At 71.4% G+C, this 21,250-nt stretch carries 5 protein-coding genes; all 5 read right to left on the bottom strand.

The features are described from left to right. Nucleotides 1-143: 143 nt before the first annotated feature. The 5 genes from ABT025_RS15535 to ABT025_RS15515 all read right to left on the bottom strand — a co-directional run bounded on the left by ABT025_RS15535 (nt 144) and on the right by ABT025_RS15515 (nt 21,059). Entirely contained in the window at nt 144-2,657 is a 2,514-nt protein-coding gene (locus ABT025_RS15535; RefSeq protein ID WP_350994118.1) for an AprA-related methyltransferase, read from the bottom strand. A gap of 618 nt (nt 2,658-3,275) precedes the next feature. Next, entirely contained in the window at nt 3,276-4,403 is a 1,128-nt protein-coding gene (locus ABT025_RS15530; protein WP_350994116.1) for an LLM class flavin-dependent oxidoreductase, read from the bottom strand. A 48-nt stretch (nt 4,404-4,451) separates the two neighbouring features. Next, nucleotides 4,452-12,614 carry a hybrid non-ribosomal peptide synthetase/type I polyketide synthase gene (locus ABT025_RS15525; protein ID WP_350994114.1) on the bottom strand — a complete coding sequence of 2,721 codons (8,163 nt, stop codon included), beginning with the start codon at nt 12,612-12,614 and terminating at the stop codon, nt 4,452-4,454. Between the two features lie 20 nt (nt 12,615-12,634). Further along, on the bottom strand, nt 12,635-15,874 hold the full coding sequence (locus ABT025_RS15520; RefSeq protein WP_350994112.1) for a type I polyketide synthase: 3,240 nt from the start codon (nt 15,872-15,874) through the stop codon (nt 12,635-12,637). Between the two features lies 1 nt (nt 15,875). Then, nucleotides 15,876-21,059: an acyltransferase domain-containing protein gene (locus ABT025_RS15515; RefSeq protein ID WP_350994110.1), complete on the bottom strand. Its 5,184-nt coding sequence runs from the start codon at nt 21,057-21,059 to the stop codon at nt 15,876-15,878. Nucleotides 21,060-21,250 lie beyond the last annotated feature (191 nt).

Raw genomic sequence — 21,250 nt, 5'->3', positions numbered from 1 at the left:
CCCTGGCGGGCGCACGACGACAGCTACGGCACCTCGCCGCGTTGTCGGAACGCCCGAATACATCCAGTACTTGGACGCCCCTCCGCCTTGCGATGCACCGCATCCGACGCCGCGCTGATCCACCACGGACTACGGGACATCCCTCAGGGGCGCTCGAAGACGCCGAACTTCCACTCGACGTTGTAGCCGAGACCCGTACCGGCCGGCCCCGTCGAGATTTCGGGGAAGACATATTCGCGCACGATGTGGCGAATGGCTGCCTCTCGAATCGTCCGGTCGGTGATCTCGGCGAGGTACTCCGCCTGATTCGACGGGACGAGTGCCGTCGAGAGGTTCTCCTCAGCCAGCAGTTCGAACGTCTGACTGGTCGTCGTGCCGGTCATGAACTGCTCGAGAGCCGTGACGACGCCGTCGATGGACTGCGGTGTGGGCAGTATCCGGCGGTCCGCGCGTTCCTGGGCGTTCAGGCTCTGGGCCGAACGCGCGTGGGCGACGGCCTCGCGCAGCGGCGCGGGCAGTTCGGACGGGTCGGCCGCGTCCAGTGCGTTCAGCCAGTGCCGCCTGAGCAGGCGGTTGGGGTCGTGGAAGAGAACGGAGTTCCTGGTGGCGGGCGCGAGGTCGGGGGCATTGAAGACCAGCCTGCCGCCGGGTGCCAGCACGGCCGCGATCGAGGCGGCCGCGTGCCGCATGGGGCCTTCGCGGAGCAGGTGGAACACCATGTTGGCCATCACCACGTCGACGTGATCGCCGTCCATGACGTCGAGGAGATCACGGAATTGTCCGCCATCTCCCCGCAGGGAATGGAATCTGGCCCACGGGACGTCCTTCAGGAGCTCGTAGCCCTGAGCGAACCATCCGTGCGGCAAGTCGACCAGGTGGAGCTCGAAACCTATGCCGAGACCGGCAAGGCGTTCGGGGAGATCCTGCTCGATACAGATCTTGGAGAGTTCGATGGATGCCAGGCCGGTACCTGCCCCGTAGTCCAGAACCCGGATGACGTCGCCCCTGCGGGCCTGCTCGGCGCGCGCGTTGATCGCGGCCATGACTTCGCGGACCACCACTCCGGTTGCTCCGGAGGACCATCTGCGGGGCTGGGACAGGTCGCCGTCGAAGTAGAGCAGTTCGTGCAGGCCGCGCCCGTCGTCCAGGTCGGAGCCCGGCTCCGGGTGCCAGCCGTTCGCCTGCGGGGCCGTCACGGGGTCCTGCCCCGCAGCTGTCCCGGGCCGCTCGTCCGGGGCAGGCAGCTGGACCACCTCCAGGGGATTCGGCTGCGCGCACACGAATCGGTTGACCGAGACCGCGACAAAAGGCAGCGTGCTCGGATAGCGGCGTTCAAGGTGGCTCACCGCGGTCAGGCCGGCTCGCCGGCTGCAGTTCATGAACGTCGAATACTCGACCGGATACTGGTGAGCCAGGCCGCGGTAGGTATCGAACGCGACCGAGTGCAGCGTGCCGAGATGCTGGGACGCGACGTGCGGAGGCACGCAGTGCGCCTCGAGAAGCACCATGCCGTGCTTGCCGACATACGGCTTCCAGCGCTCAAGGTGTGCGACGAGATCCGCCTCGACCGCAGCGGCCGACAGCGGCGTGCCGTCGGACGCCACATACGCGCCGGACGCCGAGCCGGGGACATCGGACGGCGGTCCGCCGTGGTAGGTCCGGCCGTGGTCGGCGAACGAGCGGATGTGCAGGCCGTCCTCGATCGACAGCCCGTGCTCGGCCAGTTGCGCCCGCAGTTCCTGCGGCGACGCGACGTCACCCAGCAGGAGAAGCGGGTCACGTACGCCGGCAGCCCGCAGCTTCCGCCGTGCGTCGTCGAGAGCGATCGGGCTGGAGTCGATTCCGACGTAGCGGACGCCGTCACCGATCATGGAATGCAGGTGGGTGAGCCAACTGCCGTCACCGCAGCCCATGTCGGCGATGAACGCCGGCGGCCGGCCGTGTGCGAACATCTCTCCGAATATCGGGTCCGCGTCGGCGAAGTACCGGCTGCCGGCGGCCGAGACGGCCTGAACATTGAGCTCCTGGTCGCGATGCCATTCATCGGCGCCGGTACTTACCACGAGCTCGCCGCGAAGCAGCTCCTCCAGACGGGCCAGCATGGGAAGGTAGGAGCCCGCCAGGCCGAAGTCGTCGATGCAATTCCGCAGAGCCCGGCCTTTCGGGGTCCACCGGCACTCGGCGTCGACCCAGCCGAGCAGGGCAAGGAGACGCTCCACGTCCTGCGGGAGCCGCTCACCGCTTTCGTGAGCGCGCAGTGACAGCATGACCGGTACGAGCAGCGTTCCTTCCAGACACGCCCCGGTGAACTCGTCCCGCTCGGTGCCTGCGTGCCATTCTTCCAGGCGCCCGACTGCGGCCGAGAAAGCAGCCGAGGTCTCGTCGTCCCAAGGGCTCTTCCACGAGTCGGACGTGCTGCCGGCGAACCGGGCAAGGAACTGGCCCGCCTCCACGAGGTGTTCGCGATGACGCAGGGCCGCTCGTCCGGACGGCGTCCACGTCGCCGGCTCGGCGTCACCGTCGAACCAGCCGACGCTCGCGAGGCAGCGCCGCACCACTCCCAGATATCCGGTTCCGGGAAGGCCGCATTCCCTGCCGGGGCCGGATTCCAGCAGGCCGAGTGAGTCGAGCGCGCGGATGATTGAGGAGATGACCACGCCATCTTGGTAAAGGAAATTACGGCGGCGTGCAGAGGCCTTGTGATCTGCCGGCGCCTCACTGTCGGTTGACTGGAACGTGGCGGTCATTGTCGTCTCGGAAGGCACTGAATACCCCTCAACCATCCATGGTCAGCTGATAACGCGAGCCTGGTAGCCGCATTGAGTCTTCTGCTTGGTGCGTCAGCAGGAAGGGCCGGTCGGAGCCCTCCCCGGGCCCGAACCTGACGGCCGCGAAGCGGTCCGCGCCCGGGGTGACGAGGATCTGCACCAGCGCGCGGTGCCGCTGGGAAGGAAGTCGACGGCACACCCCTCGGCCTTCGTCATCACGCCGTGGCAGCTCGGGATGCGCACCGGCATCGGCGCGGGGTCGACGAGACCGAGGCCGGGCACGAGGCGGTGAAGCCCCAAGGTGTGCCGTCGACGCCCCTGGTGGCGGCGATGACCAGTGGCGCCGCCACCGTCGACATTCGGAAGGAGTCCCCGGCGGCCGCGGCCGCGGGGCCCTGCCCGTCCGACGCGCAGGAGGTCTCTCACCCGTACCGGTTCTCAGCCCCCGGCACGGGTCGCCTGCTCGATCGGTTCGTTCTCACTCGGCCGTCGGCCGGTGAGGTGCTGTCATGCCACGCCGTTGGCCGAGGCCCGGGCCGCCTCGCGGACCTGTGCGGAGAAGTCGTCACGGAGCGACGCCTCCCAGGCCTGCGAATCGCGCAGGCCCTGCACGGAGCCGGTGAAGTGCGGCGCGACCTCCGAGGCGAACAGCTCGAAGCTGTCCATGGTCTGCCGGCGGTTGGCCCAGTTCTGCACGGTCAGCAGCAGGCTGCCGAAGCCGCCGCTCTGCTCGTTCAGGTACTCGATCGCCTCTATCGCGTCCTCCGGGGACCCGATGATCGCGGTGCGCGTCTCCACCATGTGCTCGACCTCGCGGCCCTCCGGCAGGTCGCCCACGGCGCCGAGGGTGCCCTTGACGTAGCTGTTGAACCACTCCGCCGCACCCTGGCGCACCTGCCGGTACGCCTCCTCGCGGGTCTCCGCGATGTGGGTGCAGATCGCCACGCGCCACTTGCTCCGGTCCACCGTGGTGCCGTTCTTCGCGGCCTCGTCCTCGGTGGTCTCCCACAGCTTGCCGAGCGGCGGGGCTTCCCGTCCGGCCAGTCCGGCGAAGGTCAACGGGTTGATGCCGTACTTGCCGGCCAGCCGCATGCTGCGCTCGGTGCCCGTGCCCGCTGCCATCATCTCGAAGCAGGGCTGGGTGTACGGCCGCATCTGCAGCCGGGCCTCACGCAGTTCGAACCAGTCGGTCTTGCGGGTCAACGGCTCGGTGCTGGTGAGCAGGTGGTGGATCGCGTCCAGCGACTCGGCCATCATCCGCCGCTGGTCGCTGGCGGCGATCCCCATCATGTACGCGTCCGAGGGGTGCACCCCGGCGCCCATGCCGAACATGATCCGGCCGCGGGTCTGGTGGTCGAGCTGGACCATCCGGTCGGCCGCGGTCAGCGGGTGGTGGTAGGGCAGGCTGACGACGCCGGTGCCCAGCATGATGCGCCGGGTGCGCTCGGCCGCGGCGGCCAGCAGCAGCTCCGGTGAGGCGACGGTGGACCAGCCGCCGGAGTGGTGCTCGCCGACCCAGGCCTCGTTGAAGCCGAGCTGGTCCAGGCGGGTGATCAGCTCCAGGTCGTGCTGCAGGTTCGCGGTCGGGTCCTGGCCGAGCCGGTGGAAGGGGGGGAGAAACGCGCCGAATCGCATGGTGGGGTGTCCTATCGTCTTTCGTCAGGAGTTTGCTTGCCGGTGTGGTCAGGGGTTCATGGCTCGGCGGATCGCGTCCGCGACGACGTCCACGGCGGGCGGCGCCACGACGGAGTAGTGATCGCCGGGCACGGCTTCGACGCTTGTGTCTTCGTCGCCCAGCAGGTCCACCCATGCCGCGGCGGTCTTCTCGTCCGCCCCGCCGTCCGCCGCGCGCAGCAGCAGGGTGCGGACCCCGGACGGGGCCGGGGAGTGTGCCTCCAGGAGGCGCGAGTTGGCCATGAAGCGCTCGATGATGCGGTGGAATGCCTCGGCGCCGATGTCCGACGGCAGCACGCCGGCGCTCACCAGGGACCGGCGCAGGGACTGGACGCGGTCGGGATGCGTGGACGGCACCGTCTCGCCGCCGTCCTGGTCCCCGCCGCTGTCCGCCGCGGAGCGCGGCGTCCAGTCGCTGCCCGACAGCCCGGCCAGGTCGCGGGCGAACCATTCGAGCAGGTCGTCGTCGCCGAGCGGACCGCTGTACGACGGGCCCGGCGGTTCGAGCAGGTCCACCGCGACGACCAGGTCCGCCGTCCGCCCCGACGCGGCCAGCAGCCGGGACATCTCGATCGCGACCACACCGCCCATCGACCAGCCGCCGAGCAGCCAGGGGCCGTCCGGCTGGGCCGAGACGACTTCCTCGACGTAATGGGCGGCCAGCTCGGTCAGCGTCGGCGCGTCCAGGTCGTCAGGGGTCTGCAGCGCATAGAACGGGCGGTCGCCACCGACCCGCGCGGCCAGTTCCGCGTAGCAGAGCACGTCGCCGCCGACCGGGTGCACGAAGAACAGCGGTGGCAGTGCGCCTTCCGTACGCACCTGCACCAGGGCCTCGCGGCGGTGTGTGCTGCCGAGGTCGGCCAGCGCCTCGGCCAACTGGGCGATGGTCGGCCGGGCGAACAGCAGGGACACCGGCAGCACCCGCTCCCACTCGGCCTCGATGCGGGCCATCAGCCGCACCGCGGTGAGTGAGTCGCCCCCCAGGGCGAAGAAGCCGGCGTCCGCGGTGACCAGCGCCGGGTCGAAGAACTCGCCCCAGATCGCGGCCAGCCGGGTCTCGGTCTCGCCCTCGGGTGCCCGGCCGACGGTCTCGCCGAGTGCCAGGGACGGGTCGGGCAGCGCACCGCGGTTCACCTTGCCGTTGGCGGTGAGCGGCATCTCGTCGAGCTGTACGAACTGCTTCGGCACCATGTACTCCGGCAGCACGGCGCGCAGCGCCGACTCGATCCTGGCGGTGTCCGGGTCGGCGTCGGGCCGGTGGACCACGTAGGCGACCAGCCGCTTGGGACCCTGCCGGTCGCCGAGCGCCTGCACCACGGTGGCGCGCACGCCGTCGCAGTGCGAGATCGCCGCTTCGATCTCACCCAGCTCGATGCGGTACCCCTGCACCTTGACCTGGTCGTCCTCACGGCCGAGGAACTCGATCACGCCGTCGGGCCGGTACCGGCCCAGGTCACCGGTGCGGTAGAGCCGTTCACCGGTAGCCGGGTGCCGGACGAACGAGGCGCGCGTCTTCTCCCCGTCCGCGTGGTACCCGCGGGCCAGGCCCTCGCCGCCGATGTAGAGCTGGCCGGGGACCAGGGCCGGGCGCGGGCGCAGCTGCTCGTCGAGCACGTGGAACTGCTGATTGCGCATCGGCACGCCGTACGGGACGCTCGTCCACTGCGGGTCGACGCTTTCGATCGGGTACCAGATCGACCAGATCGACGCCTCGGTCGCGCCGCCCAGGCTCCATATCGCCGCGCCGGGCAGCCCGCGCCGGATCAGATCCGGCAGGGTCACCGGTATCCAGTCGCCGCTCATCATCACGACGCGGACCAGGTCCGGCGCCTGCGCGTTCGGCGAGGCGAGGTGCTGGGCGAACAGCTCCATCAGGGCAGGGGCGCTGTTCCAGATCGTCACGCCGTGCTTCCTGGCGAGTTCGGCCCAGCGGGCCGGTTCGTGCGCGGAGTCCGGATCAGGAAGGACGATCGCGCCGCCGGCGGACAGCATGCCGAACACGTCGTACACGGACAGGTCGAAGTTGAACGCCGACAGGGCGAGCACACGGTCCTGGTCGGTCACGGCGAACCGGTCGTTGACGTCCGCGACGGTGTTGCCGGCCGCACTGTGCTCGATCATCACCCCCTTGGGGGTTCCGGTGCTGCCGGAAGTGAAGATGACGTACGCCAGGTCTCCCGGGTCCGCGGAGGACGGGGGAGCCGGTGCGTCGGACAGCGCGGCGAGCGTCTCGTCGTCGACCACGAGCCGTTCCACGCCCGCGGGCCACGACTCGCCCGCCGGCCCGCCGGGCTGGGTGAGCGCCACGGTGATGCCGGAGGTCTCGCACAGGGTGCGCAACCGTTCGGCCGGTACCGCGGCGTCGATCGGCACGTAGGCGGCACCCGCCTTGAGGATGCCGAGGGCCCCGGCGACCTGCTCCCAGCCCTTGTGCATCACCACGCCGATCAACTGCTCGGGGGCGGTGCCGTGTTCGCGCAGCCAGTTGGCTATCCGATTCGACAGCGCGTCGAGCTCACCGTAGGTGAGGCTCCGGTCGGGCGCGATCACGGCTGTCCGCTCGGGCCGTTCGGCCGCGTTGGCCATGAACCCGTCGTGCAGCAGCCCCTCGGGCCGCGGGCCGGCGGTGGCGTTGACGCGCTGCCGTACAGCGAGCTCCTTCTGCCCCAGGAGCGGGGCGATCGGGCTGTTCCAGGCCGCCGGCGAGGCGGCCAGCTCGTTGAGGAGGCTGACGTAGGCGGCATGCATCGCGTCGATCAGGCCGGCCGGGAAGAGCTCTTCCACCACGTCCCAGTTGACGATCAGCTCCCCGTCGTCCTCGATCACCTGGTGGTCGAGCCACACCTGCGGGGTGCGGATGGCGCTGGAGACCTCGCGGCCGCTGTCGCCGAGGGACAGCAGGTGCTGGACCAGGCCGGTGCCCGCGGCGCGCGTGTCACGGGCGGCGAAGTTCACCGTGCTGGCGAAGACGACCGGAACGGACGCGCGCACCGACTCGCCGCGCTGCTGGTTCATCTCCCGCAGCACCCGGACACCGCTCACCCGGCTGTGCTCGAGGTCCTGCCACAGCTGCTGCTGCACCTTCACGGCACGTTCGCCGAACGGGGTGCTGCCGCCCGCGTGCACCTCCAGCAGGATGGTCGAGCTGAAGTTGCCGACGATCGAGTCCACCTGCGGATGCAGCGGCATCCGGTTGAAGAAGAGCATGTTCAGGGTGAAGTCGGGCTTCTTGCTCCACTGCGCGATCACCTCGGTGTACGCGGCGCAGATCGCTGCGGACGCGGTGACCCCGGCCGCCTTCGCATGCTCCCGGAAGGCCGTCCAGGCTTCGCGGTCGAGCCGGTGCTCGCGGTGCACGAAGTGCGGCCGGTGCACGGTGGCGGGGTCGCGTGCCAGCGGCAGTTCGGGTGCGGGCGGCATCTGGGCGACCCGGCCGCGCCAGTACTCGAGCGAGGCCGCGTACTCGGGGCCCTGCTCCAGTTCCTTGGCCGCGGTGACGTAGTCGCGGAAGGTGATCTCCGCGGGCTCGTCCAGCTCCTCGCCGCGGACGGACTGCGCCCATTCGCGGAACACCGTCGACGCGCCCCACGCGTCGCTGATCAGCGCCTCGTGCGCGACGTGCAGGCGGATGCGGCCTTCGCCCAGGATGCTGGCGCGCACGTCGAACAGCGGCCATTGGTCCGCGTCGAGGACCTGGTCGCGCATCTCCTCGTGCAGGTCGGCCAACTTCTGTTCGCGGGCGTCGGCTTCGAGTCCTGACACGTCGTAGGTGCGGATCTCGTAACGCGGCACCTCGGGCAGTACGCGCTGGGTGCTGTCGTTGTTGATGACGGCCCTGAGCATGTCGTGGCGGGCTATCAGCGCGTTGAGCTTGTCGGCCAGGAGGCCGAGGTCGGCGCCTTCGAGGTCGACCTCGGTGAAGAAGTAGGTCGAGACGTTCCCGAGCTCGAACGCGTCCGTGCGGCCGATCAGATAGGCCTGCTGGAGGTCGGTCAGCGGGAACGGCTCGAACCGCGCGTCCGGGTCGGGCACGATCCGCGGCGGCTCGTCCGCCGGCAGTTCGAGGCTCGCGGCCGCGCCCGGACCGGCGCCTTCCGCGGTGTCCCCGCCGGTCGGCTCGCCCAGTGCGTCGAGCACCAGATCGGTCAGGCCGTTGATGTCGCAGCCCTCGATGAAAGCGACCAGCGGCAGCGAGACAGCCAGCTGGCGGGTCAACTGGTCGTTGGCCTGCAGCGCCATCAGCGAGTCGAGCCCCAGGGCGGGGAGCGGCTCGTCGAGGTCGAGGTCTTCGGCGCGGGATCCGAGCACGCCCGCGATGGTTCCGGTGACCAGCCTCAGGGTTTCGGCCGACCGCTCGTTCGAGGGCAGGGCGAGGATGCGGGCGCGTGCCGCACCGGCCGCTCCGGTCTGCGCTGCGGACGGCGCGACTGCGGGACGGGCCGGGCCGTTCTTCTTCGCGTCGCTGCTCTGACGCGTGACCGCGTCCTTGTCCGCGCGCTTCATGTACACGCCGTCGGCCGACAACACCGGGGTGCCCTCGGCGTCGCGCACGTCGAGCGTCGCGGTGAGAACGTCGCCGGCGTAGCCGGACCGGGTCACCGTGACACGGCAGTAGAGCTCACGGCCGTCGTGACCGTGGAAGGTGAGGCGGTCGATGCCGAGGAGCATGTAGGCCTCGTCCGGCGTACCGCCTTCGGGCATGCAGCTGATCAGCATCTGCAGCAGCGAGTCGGTCACGCCCGGGTGCAGCAGATACGGGTCCGCCTCGCCGGCCGCGGCCGGCCGTATCCGGGCGACGGCCTCGCCGGGCCGGTGCCAGATGTGGTCGATCCAGCGGGCCGACCCGCCCAGGTAGATCGTGCGTTGCCAGAGCTGCCTGTAGTGGTCCTCGCCGCTGGTCTGCTGCGCGAACTCGGCGGCCAGCTCCGCCTCGTCGATGGCCGCACCGGCCGTCCCGGGTGCGGCCGGACCGAGGCGCCCCTGGGCGTGCAGCACCCAGGGGGCGGAGTCGCCGGCGCTCTCCGGGCGGGCGAAGAAGCGGTAGGCGTAGCGCGCCTCGTCGAGAGGTTCGAGCGCCAGCTGTCCGGCGCACACCTCACTGGCTATCAGGCTCTGGGGAATCGAGTAGTCCTCGATGGCGATCGGCCCGCTCACGCCTTCCCGCCGCGCTGCCGACAGGGCCACGTCGAGGTAGACGCCGGCGTTGACCACCGGCATCCCGTCCATGACACAGTCACGCAGGCACGCGTGCGCCGCGGGGTCGATCCGGGCGTCGAAGAGACGGCTGTCCAGAGCACACGGGATCGATGCGCCGAGCAGCGCGCCGCCGGTGCCGGACCCGTCGGCCGCGGAAGCGCCCGCCGCGGCGACGGGCAGGTGCCCGTTCGCCGTGGAGGCCGGAGCCGCCGCATTCGGGGTCTGCTCGCTCGGGGTGTACCAGTGCCGATCGGGCCGGAAGGGGTACGTGGGTGCGGCCACCTTGCGCCGGCCGCGGCCGGCGTCGACCTTCGCCCAGTCCACCGGAACCCCGCGGGTGTGCAGTGCGGCCAGACCGTTGAGCATCACCCGGTTGTCGTCCTGCTTCTGCCGCAGCGAGGGCAGGAACAGGAAGTCGGGGCCGGATTCGGACTGCGGGGCGAACCGTGTGGCCATACCGCTGAGTACGGGGCTCGGCCCGACCTCGATGAACACGGTGCATCCGGAGTCGAACACGGCCTGCATCCCGCGGTGGAAGTCCACCGGGGCCAGCGCGTGCCGACGCCAGTACGCGGCGCCGATACAGCCCTCGCCGCTGAGGGACTTGCCGGTCACGTTCGAGAACAACGGAATCTGCGGCGCCCGGTACGCGATCTTCTCGGCCTCGGCCTCGAACGGGTCGAGCATCGGCTCCATGAGCGGCGAGTGGAAGGCCTTGGAGGTCTTGACCGGCCTCGAGTTGATGCCCGCTTCGGCGAGGACGGGCAGGAAACGCTCCATCGCCTCCGGCGCACCGGCCACCACGACGCTCTGCGGGCCGTTGATCGCGCTGAGCGAGAGCCCTTCCCCGGCCTGCGCGAGCAGCTCGCGCACACGCTGGGACTCGGCGAACACGGTGACCATCGCGCCCGCGGGAGTCAGCTCCTGCATGAGCCGGCCGCGGTGGGCGGCCAGCAGCGCGCCCTCGGTCCAGTCCATCGCCCCGGCCACACAGGCCGCGGCGAGCTCGCCGACGCTGTGGCCGAGCAGGGCGGCCGGCTCGACGCCCCAGGAGCGCCACAGCCGGGCGACGGCGTACTCGAGAATGAACAGGGCCGGCTGGGTGTAGCGGGTCTCGTCGATGAGCCCGGCGTCGAGCGAGCCGTCGAGCATCAGCGGCAGCAACCGGCGGCCCAGCACGGGCTCGAGCAGTTCGTCTGCCTGGTCGAACAGCTCACGCACCAGCGGCTCGGTCCGGTAGAGCGAGGCGGCCATCGGCGCGTACTGCGAACCCTGGCCGGTGAACAGGAAGGCGACGCGAGGCCTGGCGGAGGCGCTCACCCGGCCCGTGTGCACATACGGCGAGGTGTCTTCGGCCGGCAGCTCGATCGCCTCGGCAAGACCTTCGCGCAGTGCCTGCGCGGTCCGACCGACCACGGCGGCCCGGAAGGGGAGCACGGCGCGGCCCACAGCCGCCGTGTGGCACAGGTCGGGCAACTCCTGCTCGTCCGCGGCCGCCAGGCGGTCCTGGTAGGCGCGCACCAGCTCGTCCAGGGCCGCGGAGCTCTTCGCGGACAGGGCCAGCAGATGGTCGTTGCGCGGCTCGGGCGCGTTCGCGTCCGGCTCGGGTGCCGGCGGCTCGCCGACCACCACGTGCGCGTTGGTGCCGCTGACACCGAAACCGCTGACTCCGGCGACACGGGGCCCGGGCCCGGCGGGGAAGGCGGTCGGTTCGACCGGGATGCGCAGGTGCAGCTGGTCCAGGTCGATCGCCGGGTTGACCTCGGTGAGGTTCAGGTGCGGCGGCACGGTGCCGTGCCGCACCGTCATCAGCGCCTTGATGAGTCCCACGACGCCGGCCGCGGCCTCCAGGTGGCCGAAGTTGGTCTTGGCCGAACCGACCAGCGGGGGCTCCGAGCCGGTCGGCGCGCCGAGCGCGGCGCGCAGCGCCCGCAGTTCGAGCGGGTCGCCGAGCGGGGTGCCCGTGCCGTGCGCCTCGATGTAACCGACGCGGCTGCCCTCGACCCGTGCTGCGCGCAGCGCTGCCCGCACCACGTCGGTCTGAGCTGCCGGGTTCGGCACGGTGATGCCGCTGCTGCGGCCGTCCTGGTTGACAGCCGAGCCGAGAATCAGCCCCTCGATACGGTCGTTGTCCGCGAGCGCGGTGGACAGTCGCTTGAGGACCACCACCCCGCAGCCCTCGCCCCGGCCGTAGCCGTCGGCCGACGCGTCGAAGGTCTTGCACCGGCCGTCCTCGGCGAGCATCCCGGCCTGAGACATCAGCAGGAACCACTCGGGGCTCAGCAGGACGTTGACACCGCCGGCCAGCGCCATCGAGGTCTCCCCCGAGCGCAGGCTCTGGCAGGCCAGGTGCACCGCGACCAGCGAGGAGGAGCAGGCGGTGTCCACGGACAGGCTCGGGCCGCTCAGGCCGAGCCAGTAGGACAGCCGGCCGGCCGCGAACGTCGAGGCGTTGCTGGTGGTGCAGTACATCTCCAGCTCGTCCGGGACGACCTGCTGCATCTGGCTCTGGGTGTAGTCGTAGGTGGTGACGCCCAGGTAGACCCCGGTGGGGCTGCCGCCCAGGCGGTCCGGCGCCTGACCCGCGTGCTCAAGGGCCTCCCAGGCCACCTCGAGGAACATCCTCTGCTGCGGGTCGAGAGCGGCGGCCTCGCGCGGAGAGATGCCGAAGAACCCGGCGTCGAAGCGGTCGACCTCGTCGAGGAACCCGCCGCCCGCTATGCCGCCCCACCGCTTCGGGTCCCAGCGCTCCGGCGGGACCGGCACGGTCCCGCTCCGGCTCCGGAGCAGGAAATCCCAGTACTGTTCCGGGCTTCGTACGCCGCCTGGCAGCCTGCAGCCCATGCCGATCACGGCGATCGGCTCGGTTCTGGCCTGCTCCGCCTCGTCGAGGCGTGCCCGCAGTGTGCGTATTTGCACCAGGCTCCGGGCCAGCACCTCGCGGGCCGCACTGGGCTCAGCTGTGTCGATGGTCATAGCCCTTCCCTTAACCCTCACTAGTCGATTTCCGCGCTGAGGAGAATGATGAGATCTTCTTCCGACAGGCCTTCGGTATCCGCGAGATCCGCCGCGTCCACCGTCAGAGCCTCGGCCTCGGGGACGGACGCCTCGGCAGGCGCTGCCTCGGGGACGGGCACCTCAGGGGTCTCGGCCTCGGGTGCGGCCACCTCGGCCAGGTGCCCGGCGAGCGCGTTGACCGACCCGTGTTCGAACATCACTGTTGCCGGGAGCGGTATGCCGAGGGCTGCGACAATCCGCGCATGCACGTTCGTCGCCATGAGCGAGTCCATGCCGAGCTGGAAGAAGCCCGCGTCCGGGTCGAGCTCCTGCGAGTCGAACTCCAGGGCCGCGGCCACCAGGCCGAGGACGAACTCCGCTGCGGCCGGGACCCGTTCGGCCGACGGCAGCGTACGCAGCCGCCCGGCCAGCGCGGCATCGACGGACACCCGGCGCCGCTGCGGCGCGGCCGGTCCGGGTGCCTGCACGACGGCCGAGCTGTCGCGCTCGCGGTACCAGAGCTGCTCGTGCTGCCAGGGCTGAGGCGGCAGCGGCACGGCCCGGTCGAGCGGACCGAGCATCGCGTCGAAACGTATCGGGATGCCTGCGCAGTGCAGCGCCGCAGCGCCCAGCAGCAGGGGTTCCCCGGCTGAGGCGCCCGAGTTCGGTGCGGGCACGGCGGTCCCTTGCACCCCGGCGTCGGCGAGTGCCCGCTGAAGGCTGCCCGTGAGCGGCTGCCTCGGGCTCAGGTCGACGAACGCGCCGGCACCGAGGCCGAGAGCGCTCTGCGCCGCGTCCCAGAAACGGACCGTGCGGCGCATGTTGTCGAACCAGTGCCCGGGACCGAAACCGGTGCCTTCGCGGACCTGCCCGGTCACCGTGGAGATGATCTGCGTATCGGCCTGCCGCGGAGTCAGACCGGACAGCGCGGCGAGCAGTCCCTCGCGCATCTCGTCCATGGCCGAGCTGTGTGTCGCAACCGCCTGACTCACCAGCCGCGACGGGATGTTCTCCGCCTTGAGCTCGGCCGCCGCCTTCTCCAGCGCGTCCTGCGGGCCGGAGAGCGACGCGGACAGCGGTCCTTCCGACGAGGCCAGTGCGAGCCCGTCGAAGCGCCGGGCCAGATCGGCGAGCCGGTCAGCCGACGCGGCGACCGCGAGCATTCCTCCGTGTCCCCGCCGAGCCTCGACCGCCGCGCTCTGCGCGCAGATCACCCGGGCGCCGTCGGTGCGGTCGAGCACCCCGGAGAAACGTGCCGCAGCCACCTCGCCGAACCCGTGGCCGATGACGGCCAGGGGTCGGACCCCCGCCTCCGTCCACCAGGCGGCCAGGGCGAGGCTGATCGCGTACCGCACCGGCTGCACCAGGTCGATCCGCTGCTCCTCGTCGATGCCTTCGATGAGGTCGTGGATGCCGCGGCCGAGCCAGGGGCGTAAGGCGTCGTCGCAGTCGTCGAGCATCTCCCGGAAGGCGGAGCTGGTCTGCGACAGCTCCCGCGCGGTCTCCGCCCAGCCGCTCGGCGCGTGTGCCGAGAAGGCGAACACCGCGCCGGGCGGCGCATCGCCGGCGCGCCCGCTCACCACACCGGGTGCGAAGCCGGACTCCGACCAGGCGGTGAGCCGGTCCGCCGCCTCGCGCGCGGAGCCGGCCACCACGGCGAGCCGGTGCTCCTGGTGCGTGCGCCGGACGCTCGCCGTGTGCGCGATCGCCCGGAACGCCGCGTCGTCGGCCGGAGCCCCCTGCAGGAAGTCCCGGTGCGCGGCCGCGGTCGCGGCCAGCAGCTCCTCGGTCCGGGCGGATACCGCCACGGTGTACGGCGGCGCCGGCGCCGGGGCGGGCGCGGCGGGGGCTGCGGGCGTGGGGGCCGGGCCGAGGATCGCGTGCGCGTTCGTCCCGCCGGCGCCGAAGGAGCTGACCGCCGCGTGCCGGAAGCGCTCGGGCGCCGTCCAGTCCTGGGCCCGCTCGGCGATGGCCAGCCGCGTGCCGGCCAGGTCGATGTTCGGGTTGAGGCGGTCGAAGTTCAGATTGGCCATGGTCCGGCCGTGCTTGAGGCACAGTGCCGCCTTCACCAGGCCGGCCAGTCCGGCAGCCGACTCCAGGTGGCCGATGTTGGTCTTCACCGAGCCGAGCACGCAGGGCGGCGCCCCGTCCGCGCGGCCGTAGGTCGCCGCCAGCGCCTCGACCTCGATCGGGTCACCGAGGACCGTGCCCGTGCCGTGCGCCTCGACGAGGGTGATCTGGTTCGGTTCGAGGGAGGCGGCCTTGAGGGCCTGGCGGATCACCGCCTGCTGCGCCCGGCCGTTCGGCGCGGTCTGACCGTTGCTCAGCCCGTCCTGGTTCACGGCCGAGCCGCGGATCACCGCGATGACCGGGTCGCCCGCGGCCTCCGCGTCGCTGAGCCGGCGCAGTGCAACCGCCACCACACCCTCGCCGCGTGTGTACCCGCTCGCGGCAGCGTCGAAAGTGCGACATCGGCCGTCCGGGGACAGCGGCATCCCCTTCGCGTGGGCGACCGCCGTCGAGGGGGACAGGATCAGGTTCACACCGCCGACCACGGCCAGGTCGCTCTCGCCGCTGCGCAGGCTCTGGCAGGCCAGGTGCACCGCGACGAGCGAGCTCGAGCAGGCGGTGTCCACGGTCAGGCTCGGGCCGTTCAGGTCGAACAGGTAGGAAAGCCGGTTCGCGATCAGCGAGTTGGTGCCGCCGGTGATCGTGTAGGTGTCCGCCCAGGACGGGTCCGCCACCTGGAGCTGGAGGTAGTCGGCGGAGTTCACCCCCACGAACACCCCCGTCGCGCTGCCGGCCAGCGCCTCCCGGGAGAGTCCGGCCCGGTCCAGCGCCTCCCAGGCGACCTCGAGGAACAGCCGCTGCTGCGGGTCCATCCGGGACGCCTCGCGCGGCGAGATGCCGAAGAAGTAGGGGTCGAACTCGTCGACCCCGTCGACGAAGGCGCCGTACTGCATGCGCATCCGGCCCGGCGTCTCCGGGTCCGGGTCGTAGAAGGCCTGGGCGTCCCACCGCGAGGCGGGGATGGGCGTGATGGCGTCCACTTCGCCCGAGAGCAGGTCCCAGTAGTCCTCCATGGACCGGACGCCGCCCGGCAGCCGGCAGCCGACACCGATCAGCGCGATCGGCTCGCTGCGGGTGCGTTCCAGTTTCTCGATGCGCTCCCGGAGGCGTGCGACGATTCGTGCGGCGTCGGGCGCGGGCCGGGACGCGGCGGTGGGGGAATCTGTCATGTCAGAGGTCCTCTATGCGTGCTTCGAGGAGTTCGAGCTCCCGGATCAGGCTGTCTCCGTCATCCGCGCCGGGCAGGAGCGCGGACTCGTCGGGGGCGCCGGGCGGCGCCGGCTCGGGCGGCCGCTCAGCGTCGGCGTCCTGCCGCGGCTCACCCAGCCCGACCTTGTCGGTGAGGTAAGGCACGAGCTTCCGGACCGTCGGATAGTTGAAGATGAGGCTGGACGACAGCTGCACGCCGAACTTGCGTTCCAGCCTCTTGCGGAGCTCGACCGACATGAGCGAGTCCATACCGAGCTCGTGCAACGGCTGGTCGGCGCCCACGCGCTCGGGACTCGTACCCACGATCCGTGCGACGGCCGTCCGCAGGACGGACTCGATCTCGGCCACCGGGTCGGCCGCTGTCAGCAGCGCCGACACCGTCCCGTCGGCCGCCGCGGGCCGCGCAGACTCCGGGACCTGCGCGGAGCCGCCCGATTCCTCGGCGGGTGAGGCGATCCGTAAGGTGTCGGCCCGGCGCACGCGCAGCCCGCGGATCGTCATCAGGCCACCGCCTGCGGAGTCCAGCATCTGCACTTCGGCCCGGGTGCTCCCGACGCCGTCCGCCTCCAGCCGCACGTGAACGGAGACCGTGCCCGACGGCTTGCCTGCGAAGGAGATCGAATCGGCTCCCTCGACCAGCACCAGACCCGTACCGCCCGGGTCGCCGCCGCTGAGTACGGCGGCGGTGACCGTCTGGAAAGCCGCGTCGTACGCGGAGCGCGGCAGCCGGGTACCCGACACCGCGAGATCCTGTGCCGTGAGAGTGGCCTGCGCGACTGCGCCGCCGTCGAGGGCCTGGAAGGCTGTCACCCGCCGGTACTCCGGGCCGCACTCGACGCCGTTGCCGGCCAGCAGCCGGTAGAACCCGTCCTCCGTGAGGACGTCCGGCGCGGAGAGCTCCATGGTGTGGCGCGGGGCGCCGCGCCGGTCCGGCGTACCGTCCTCGGCGCGGAACACGGCTTCGGCGAGCAGGACCGGGTGCGGGCCTCCTCCGCCGTCGAAGACCCGGAAGCGGGCGCCGCCGCCCTCTTCGGAGAGCACCGACTGCACGAGCCGCGGCTGTCCGGTCCGCGGTGCGAGTGCGGAGGCGAACAGGACGTCGGAAACACTGAGTTCCGCTCCCGGTATCACCTCGTCGACCGCGGCCGCCGCCAGCGCGAGGTAGGCCGATCCCGGTACCACGGCTGTGCCACGGACCTGGTGGTCCGCGACCTCCGGTATCTCGCAGGAGAGCCGCGTCTGCCAGTAGTGCAGCCCGGGTTCGACCGCAGAGTCGAGCCGGGCGCCGAGCACCAGACCCGTGCCGGCCGCGTACTCGGAGTGCGCCTCACGGTCGGTACCGGACAGTCCGGGGACCGGGAAGTGCTCGCGCTGCCAGGGGTACGGAGGCAGGTCCACCAGCCGGGGCTCGCCGGGGCGGAGCGCCGCGCTACCGTCGACCTCGACACCGGCGAGATGGGCGGAGCCGAGCGACTGCAGCATGACAGCGCGCCCGTCCTCATCGCGTCGCATCGAAGGGACGACCGTCACCTGTCGCCCGGCGTGCGCGGCAGTCCCGTCGATCGCGGTGGTCAGGACCGGGTGCGGGCTGATCTCGACGAAGACGGTGACGTCCTCGTCGAGCAGTGACCGGACACCGTCCGAAAGGGACACGGGCTCGCGCAGGTTGTCGCACCAGTACGCGGCATCCATGCCGGACCCGTCGACGAGCCGGTTCAGTACGGTCGAGTGGATCGGGACCCGGCCCGCGGTCGGCCGAACGTCGCTCAGCCCCTCCAGCAGGCCGTCCATCTGCGGGCCGTGCGCGGCCGCATCGGCCGGCACGGCGCCGTGCCCGGACGTCCCGTCCAGCAGAGCGCTGCCCAGACAGACGATCCGAAGGCCGTCGTCCAGGGCGAGTGCCCCGCTCGTGCACGCGGCCGCCACCTCGCCCATCCCGTGGCCGGTCACCACGTCCGGCTCGACCCCCCAGGACCGCCACAGCTCGGCGAGCGCGATCTGGACGGAGAAGAGCAGCGGCCGTACGAGAGGGACCCGCTCGCCGCTCGGCGGCCCGTCGACCGCGTTCGAGAGCAGCTCGTCGAGGATCGACCGGCCGAGCATCGGCGCCGCCTTCGCGTCGCACTCGCGCAGCACCGCCGCGAACACCGGCTCCTCGGCGAGCAGTCGCCGGGCCGTGCCGGGCCACGGCGAGCCCGCGTCCGGGAACACGAACGCGGTCCGGGGCCGGCCGATGGCGGGCCGGCCTCCGGCCCTGGCGGTCTCCGTGTCGCCGCCCTCGGCGAGCCGGTCCAAGTCGGCGGCCAGGCCGGGCAGATCCCGGCCGACCGCGGCGAGCCGGTAGGGAAAGGCGGTACGGCGGGCCGTGGCCCGGCAGACGTCGGCCACGGTGATCTCCGGACCGGCCGTGCGCAACGCGCGGGCCGTGTCCGCGGCGTACTGGAGCAGCGCCTCCGGACTCTGCGCGGAGAGGGTCAGCAGATGCGCCGTCCCCTCGTCCGGCGCCACCTGGGCCACCGGCTCCCAGCCGAGCGTCCGCAGCCGGCCGAGCGTGTCGGACAGTCCGCCGCGCGCATCGCCGCGCCGCATGGTGCCGAGCGCGACGGGGAGGCCGTCCGCACCGGCGCCGCCGTCGGCGGCCTCTTCGGTGAGCTGCGTCAACGCGTGCAGCAGCACGGGATGGGCGGTGATCTCGAGGAGTACCGAGGCGCCGTCGGTCATCGCCCTGCGCACGGCCTCGTCGAACCGGACCAGGCAGCGCAGGTTCTGCGCGAAGTACGCGCCGTCGACCTCACGCCAGTCGAGTGGTTCCGCGGTGACCGAGGAGATCATCGGGATCCGTCCCGGGCGGGGGCGCAGCTCGCCGATGTCCCGTACCAAGTCCTCGATGACCTGTTCGATCGCCGGGCCGTGCCCGGCCACATCGACGTCGATCATGCCCGCCTGGGCACCGGCCGCCTTGGCCGCGGCCACCACTGCTTCGAGCCGGGCGCGGTCGCCGGATATCACGGTGGAACGCGGCCCGTTGCATGCGGCCACGGTCACCGCGCCCTCTTCCGGGCCGAGTAACTCCCGTACCTCGGCCACCGTGTACTCCAGCGCGGCCATGCCGTGGTCGGGGCGGGCCATCTGGTACTGGTACCGGCTGTAGTGGTAGACCAGCGACGTCGCCTGCTCCACGTCGAGGATTCCGGCAATCACGGCTGCCGGGATCTCGCCGATGCAGTGTCCGACCACCGAGGCCGGACGCACCCCGGTGTGCTCCAGCCAGCGGGCCAGGCCGACCTGCATGGCGAACAGCAGCGGCAGGACCACGTCCAGGCGCTTCCTGTCCTCCTGGCCCGTGGCGAGCTTCTCGGCCAGGGACCAGCCCGCCAGCGGGATGAAGACGCGGTCGCACTCCTCGACCGCGGCGCGGAAGACCGGCTCCGCGCGCATCATCTCGACACCCATTTCCGCGTACTGGTGCCCGTGCGGGGAGCAGGCGAAGAGGATGTCGGGGCGCGGCCTGCCCGCCGCGGGAGCTTCCGGCTGCGCGGTCGGCTCCGGGGCGTCGGCCGCGGGCAGTTCACGGGTCCGGGGCTCGTCGCGTCCCTCGAGAACGACGTGCACATTCGTGCCGCCCCAGCCGAACGCGCTGACCCCGGCGAGCAGGCGGGTGTTCTCGGGCCAGGCCTCGTTCTCGCGCGGAACGCGCAGGCGCAGTCCTTCGAAGTCGATGTGTGCGTTCGGAGTCGAGAAGTGCGGGTTCGGCGGGATCCGGCGGTGCTGCAGACAGAGCGCCGCCTTGATCATCCCTGCGATGCCCGCGGCGCCTTCGAGGTGGCCTATGTTCGCCTTCACCGAGCCCATGACCAGGTCCGGCGCGTCCGGCTTCCGGCCCACGGTGAGCGCCGCTCCGAGAGCGGAGGCCTCGATCGGGTCGCCGAGCGCGGTTCCCGTGCCGTGCGTCTCGACATACGCGACGTCGCGCGCATCGACGGCCGCCGTCCTGTAGGCCTGGCTGAGCACTTCCTGCTGGGCAATCGGGTTCGGCGCGGTCAGGCCGTTGCTCTGCCCGTCGTTGTTGGCGGCCGATCCCCGGATCACGCACCAGATCCGGTCGTTGTCGGCGAGCGCGCGCGACAAGGGCTTGAGCACGATGACACCGCAGCCCTCGCCCCGGCCGAACCCGTCGGCACTGGCGTCGAAGACCTTGCACCGGCCGTCCGGCGCGAGGGCGCCGAAGCCCTGCAGCGCCTCCGTGGTCCGCGGGTCCAGCAGCAGGTTGACCCCGCCGACGACGGCCACGTTCGACTCTCCGGTGGCCAGGCTCTGACAGCCCAGGTGCACGGCCAGCAGGGAGGACGAACACGCGCTGTCGACGACCAGGCTCGGCCCGCGCAGCCCGAGCGAGTAGGACAGGCGGTTGGCGATCATGTTCAGGGAACGCCCGCTGGCCATGTACGCCGAGGCCGGGCCGGCCGGTGTCGAACCCAAGTCGGCGTAGTCGTGCCAGATGGCGCCGACGAACACCCCGGTGCGGCTGCCGGCGAGCCTGCCGTCGCCGAGCCCCGCGGCATCCAGCGCCTCCCAGGCCACTTCGAGGAAGAGGGACTGCTGCGGATCCATCTCCTGCGCCTCGCGCGGGGAGATACCGAAGAACAGGGGATCGAACCGGTCGACAGGGCCGCGCAGGTATCCCGCTTCACGCGGTCCTGACGCGGGCTTACGGCGCCCCGACGGTGGCGGTCCGGTCAGGTCGGCGCCGTCGCTCAGCAGCTGCCAGAACTGGTCGATGCCGTCCGCGCCCGGGAAGCGGCAGGCCATGCCCACGACGGCGACGGGCTCGCCGCTCACAGGGGCCCCCGGCCCCTCCGTCACACCTGGGACCGCGGGTTCCGGCTCCTGCCCGCCGAGCAGCCGCGCAACCAGTCGTTCGACGGTCGGGCATTCCCACGGGAGCGTGGCCGGAAGCCGACGGCCCATCAGTTCGCTGAGCGCCTCGACGAATCCGACGGCCTTGAGCGAGTCGAGTCCATAGGCGGAGAAGACGATGTCATCGCGCAGGGCGGCGGGATCCATGCCGAGCCGGGCGGACAACTCCGCGCGCACTGCAGCGGCCAGGTCGGCAGCCGGATGATCGGCCGTCTGTGTTGCTTCCATTCAAAGCCACCCCCCGAAGGCTACCTGAAATATAAAAGTTGCTTTTGTGCACCCTCATTCATCGCCAAGGGCGATAGTCAATATGACCTTAAAAGAGAGTGTGTTAACAGTGCCGTTACATAAGTAGTCGTGCCCTTCCCCCCGGTGCCCCGAAATTGAATTTCCCTAGAGGCGACCCGCGATGGATGACC

This window comes from Streptomyces sp. NPDC002809 (assembly GCF_040295435.1).
GTDB lineage: Bacteria > Actinomycetota > Actinomycetes > Streptomycetales > Streptomycetaceae > Streptomyces.
The sequence above is the reverse complement of the archived record's forward strand: the minus strand, read 5'-3'. Positions and strand labels throughout refer to the sequence as shown.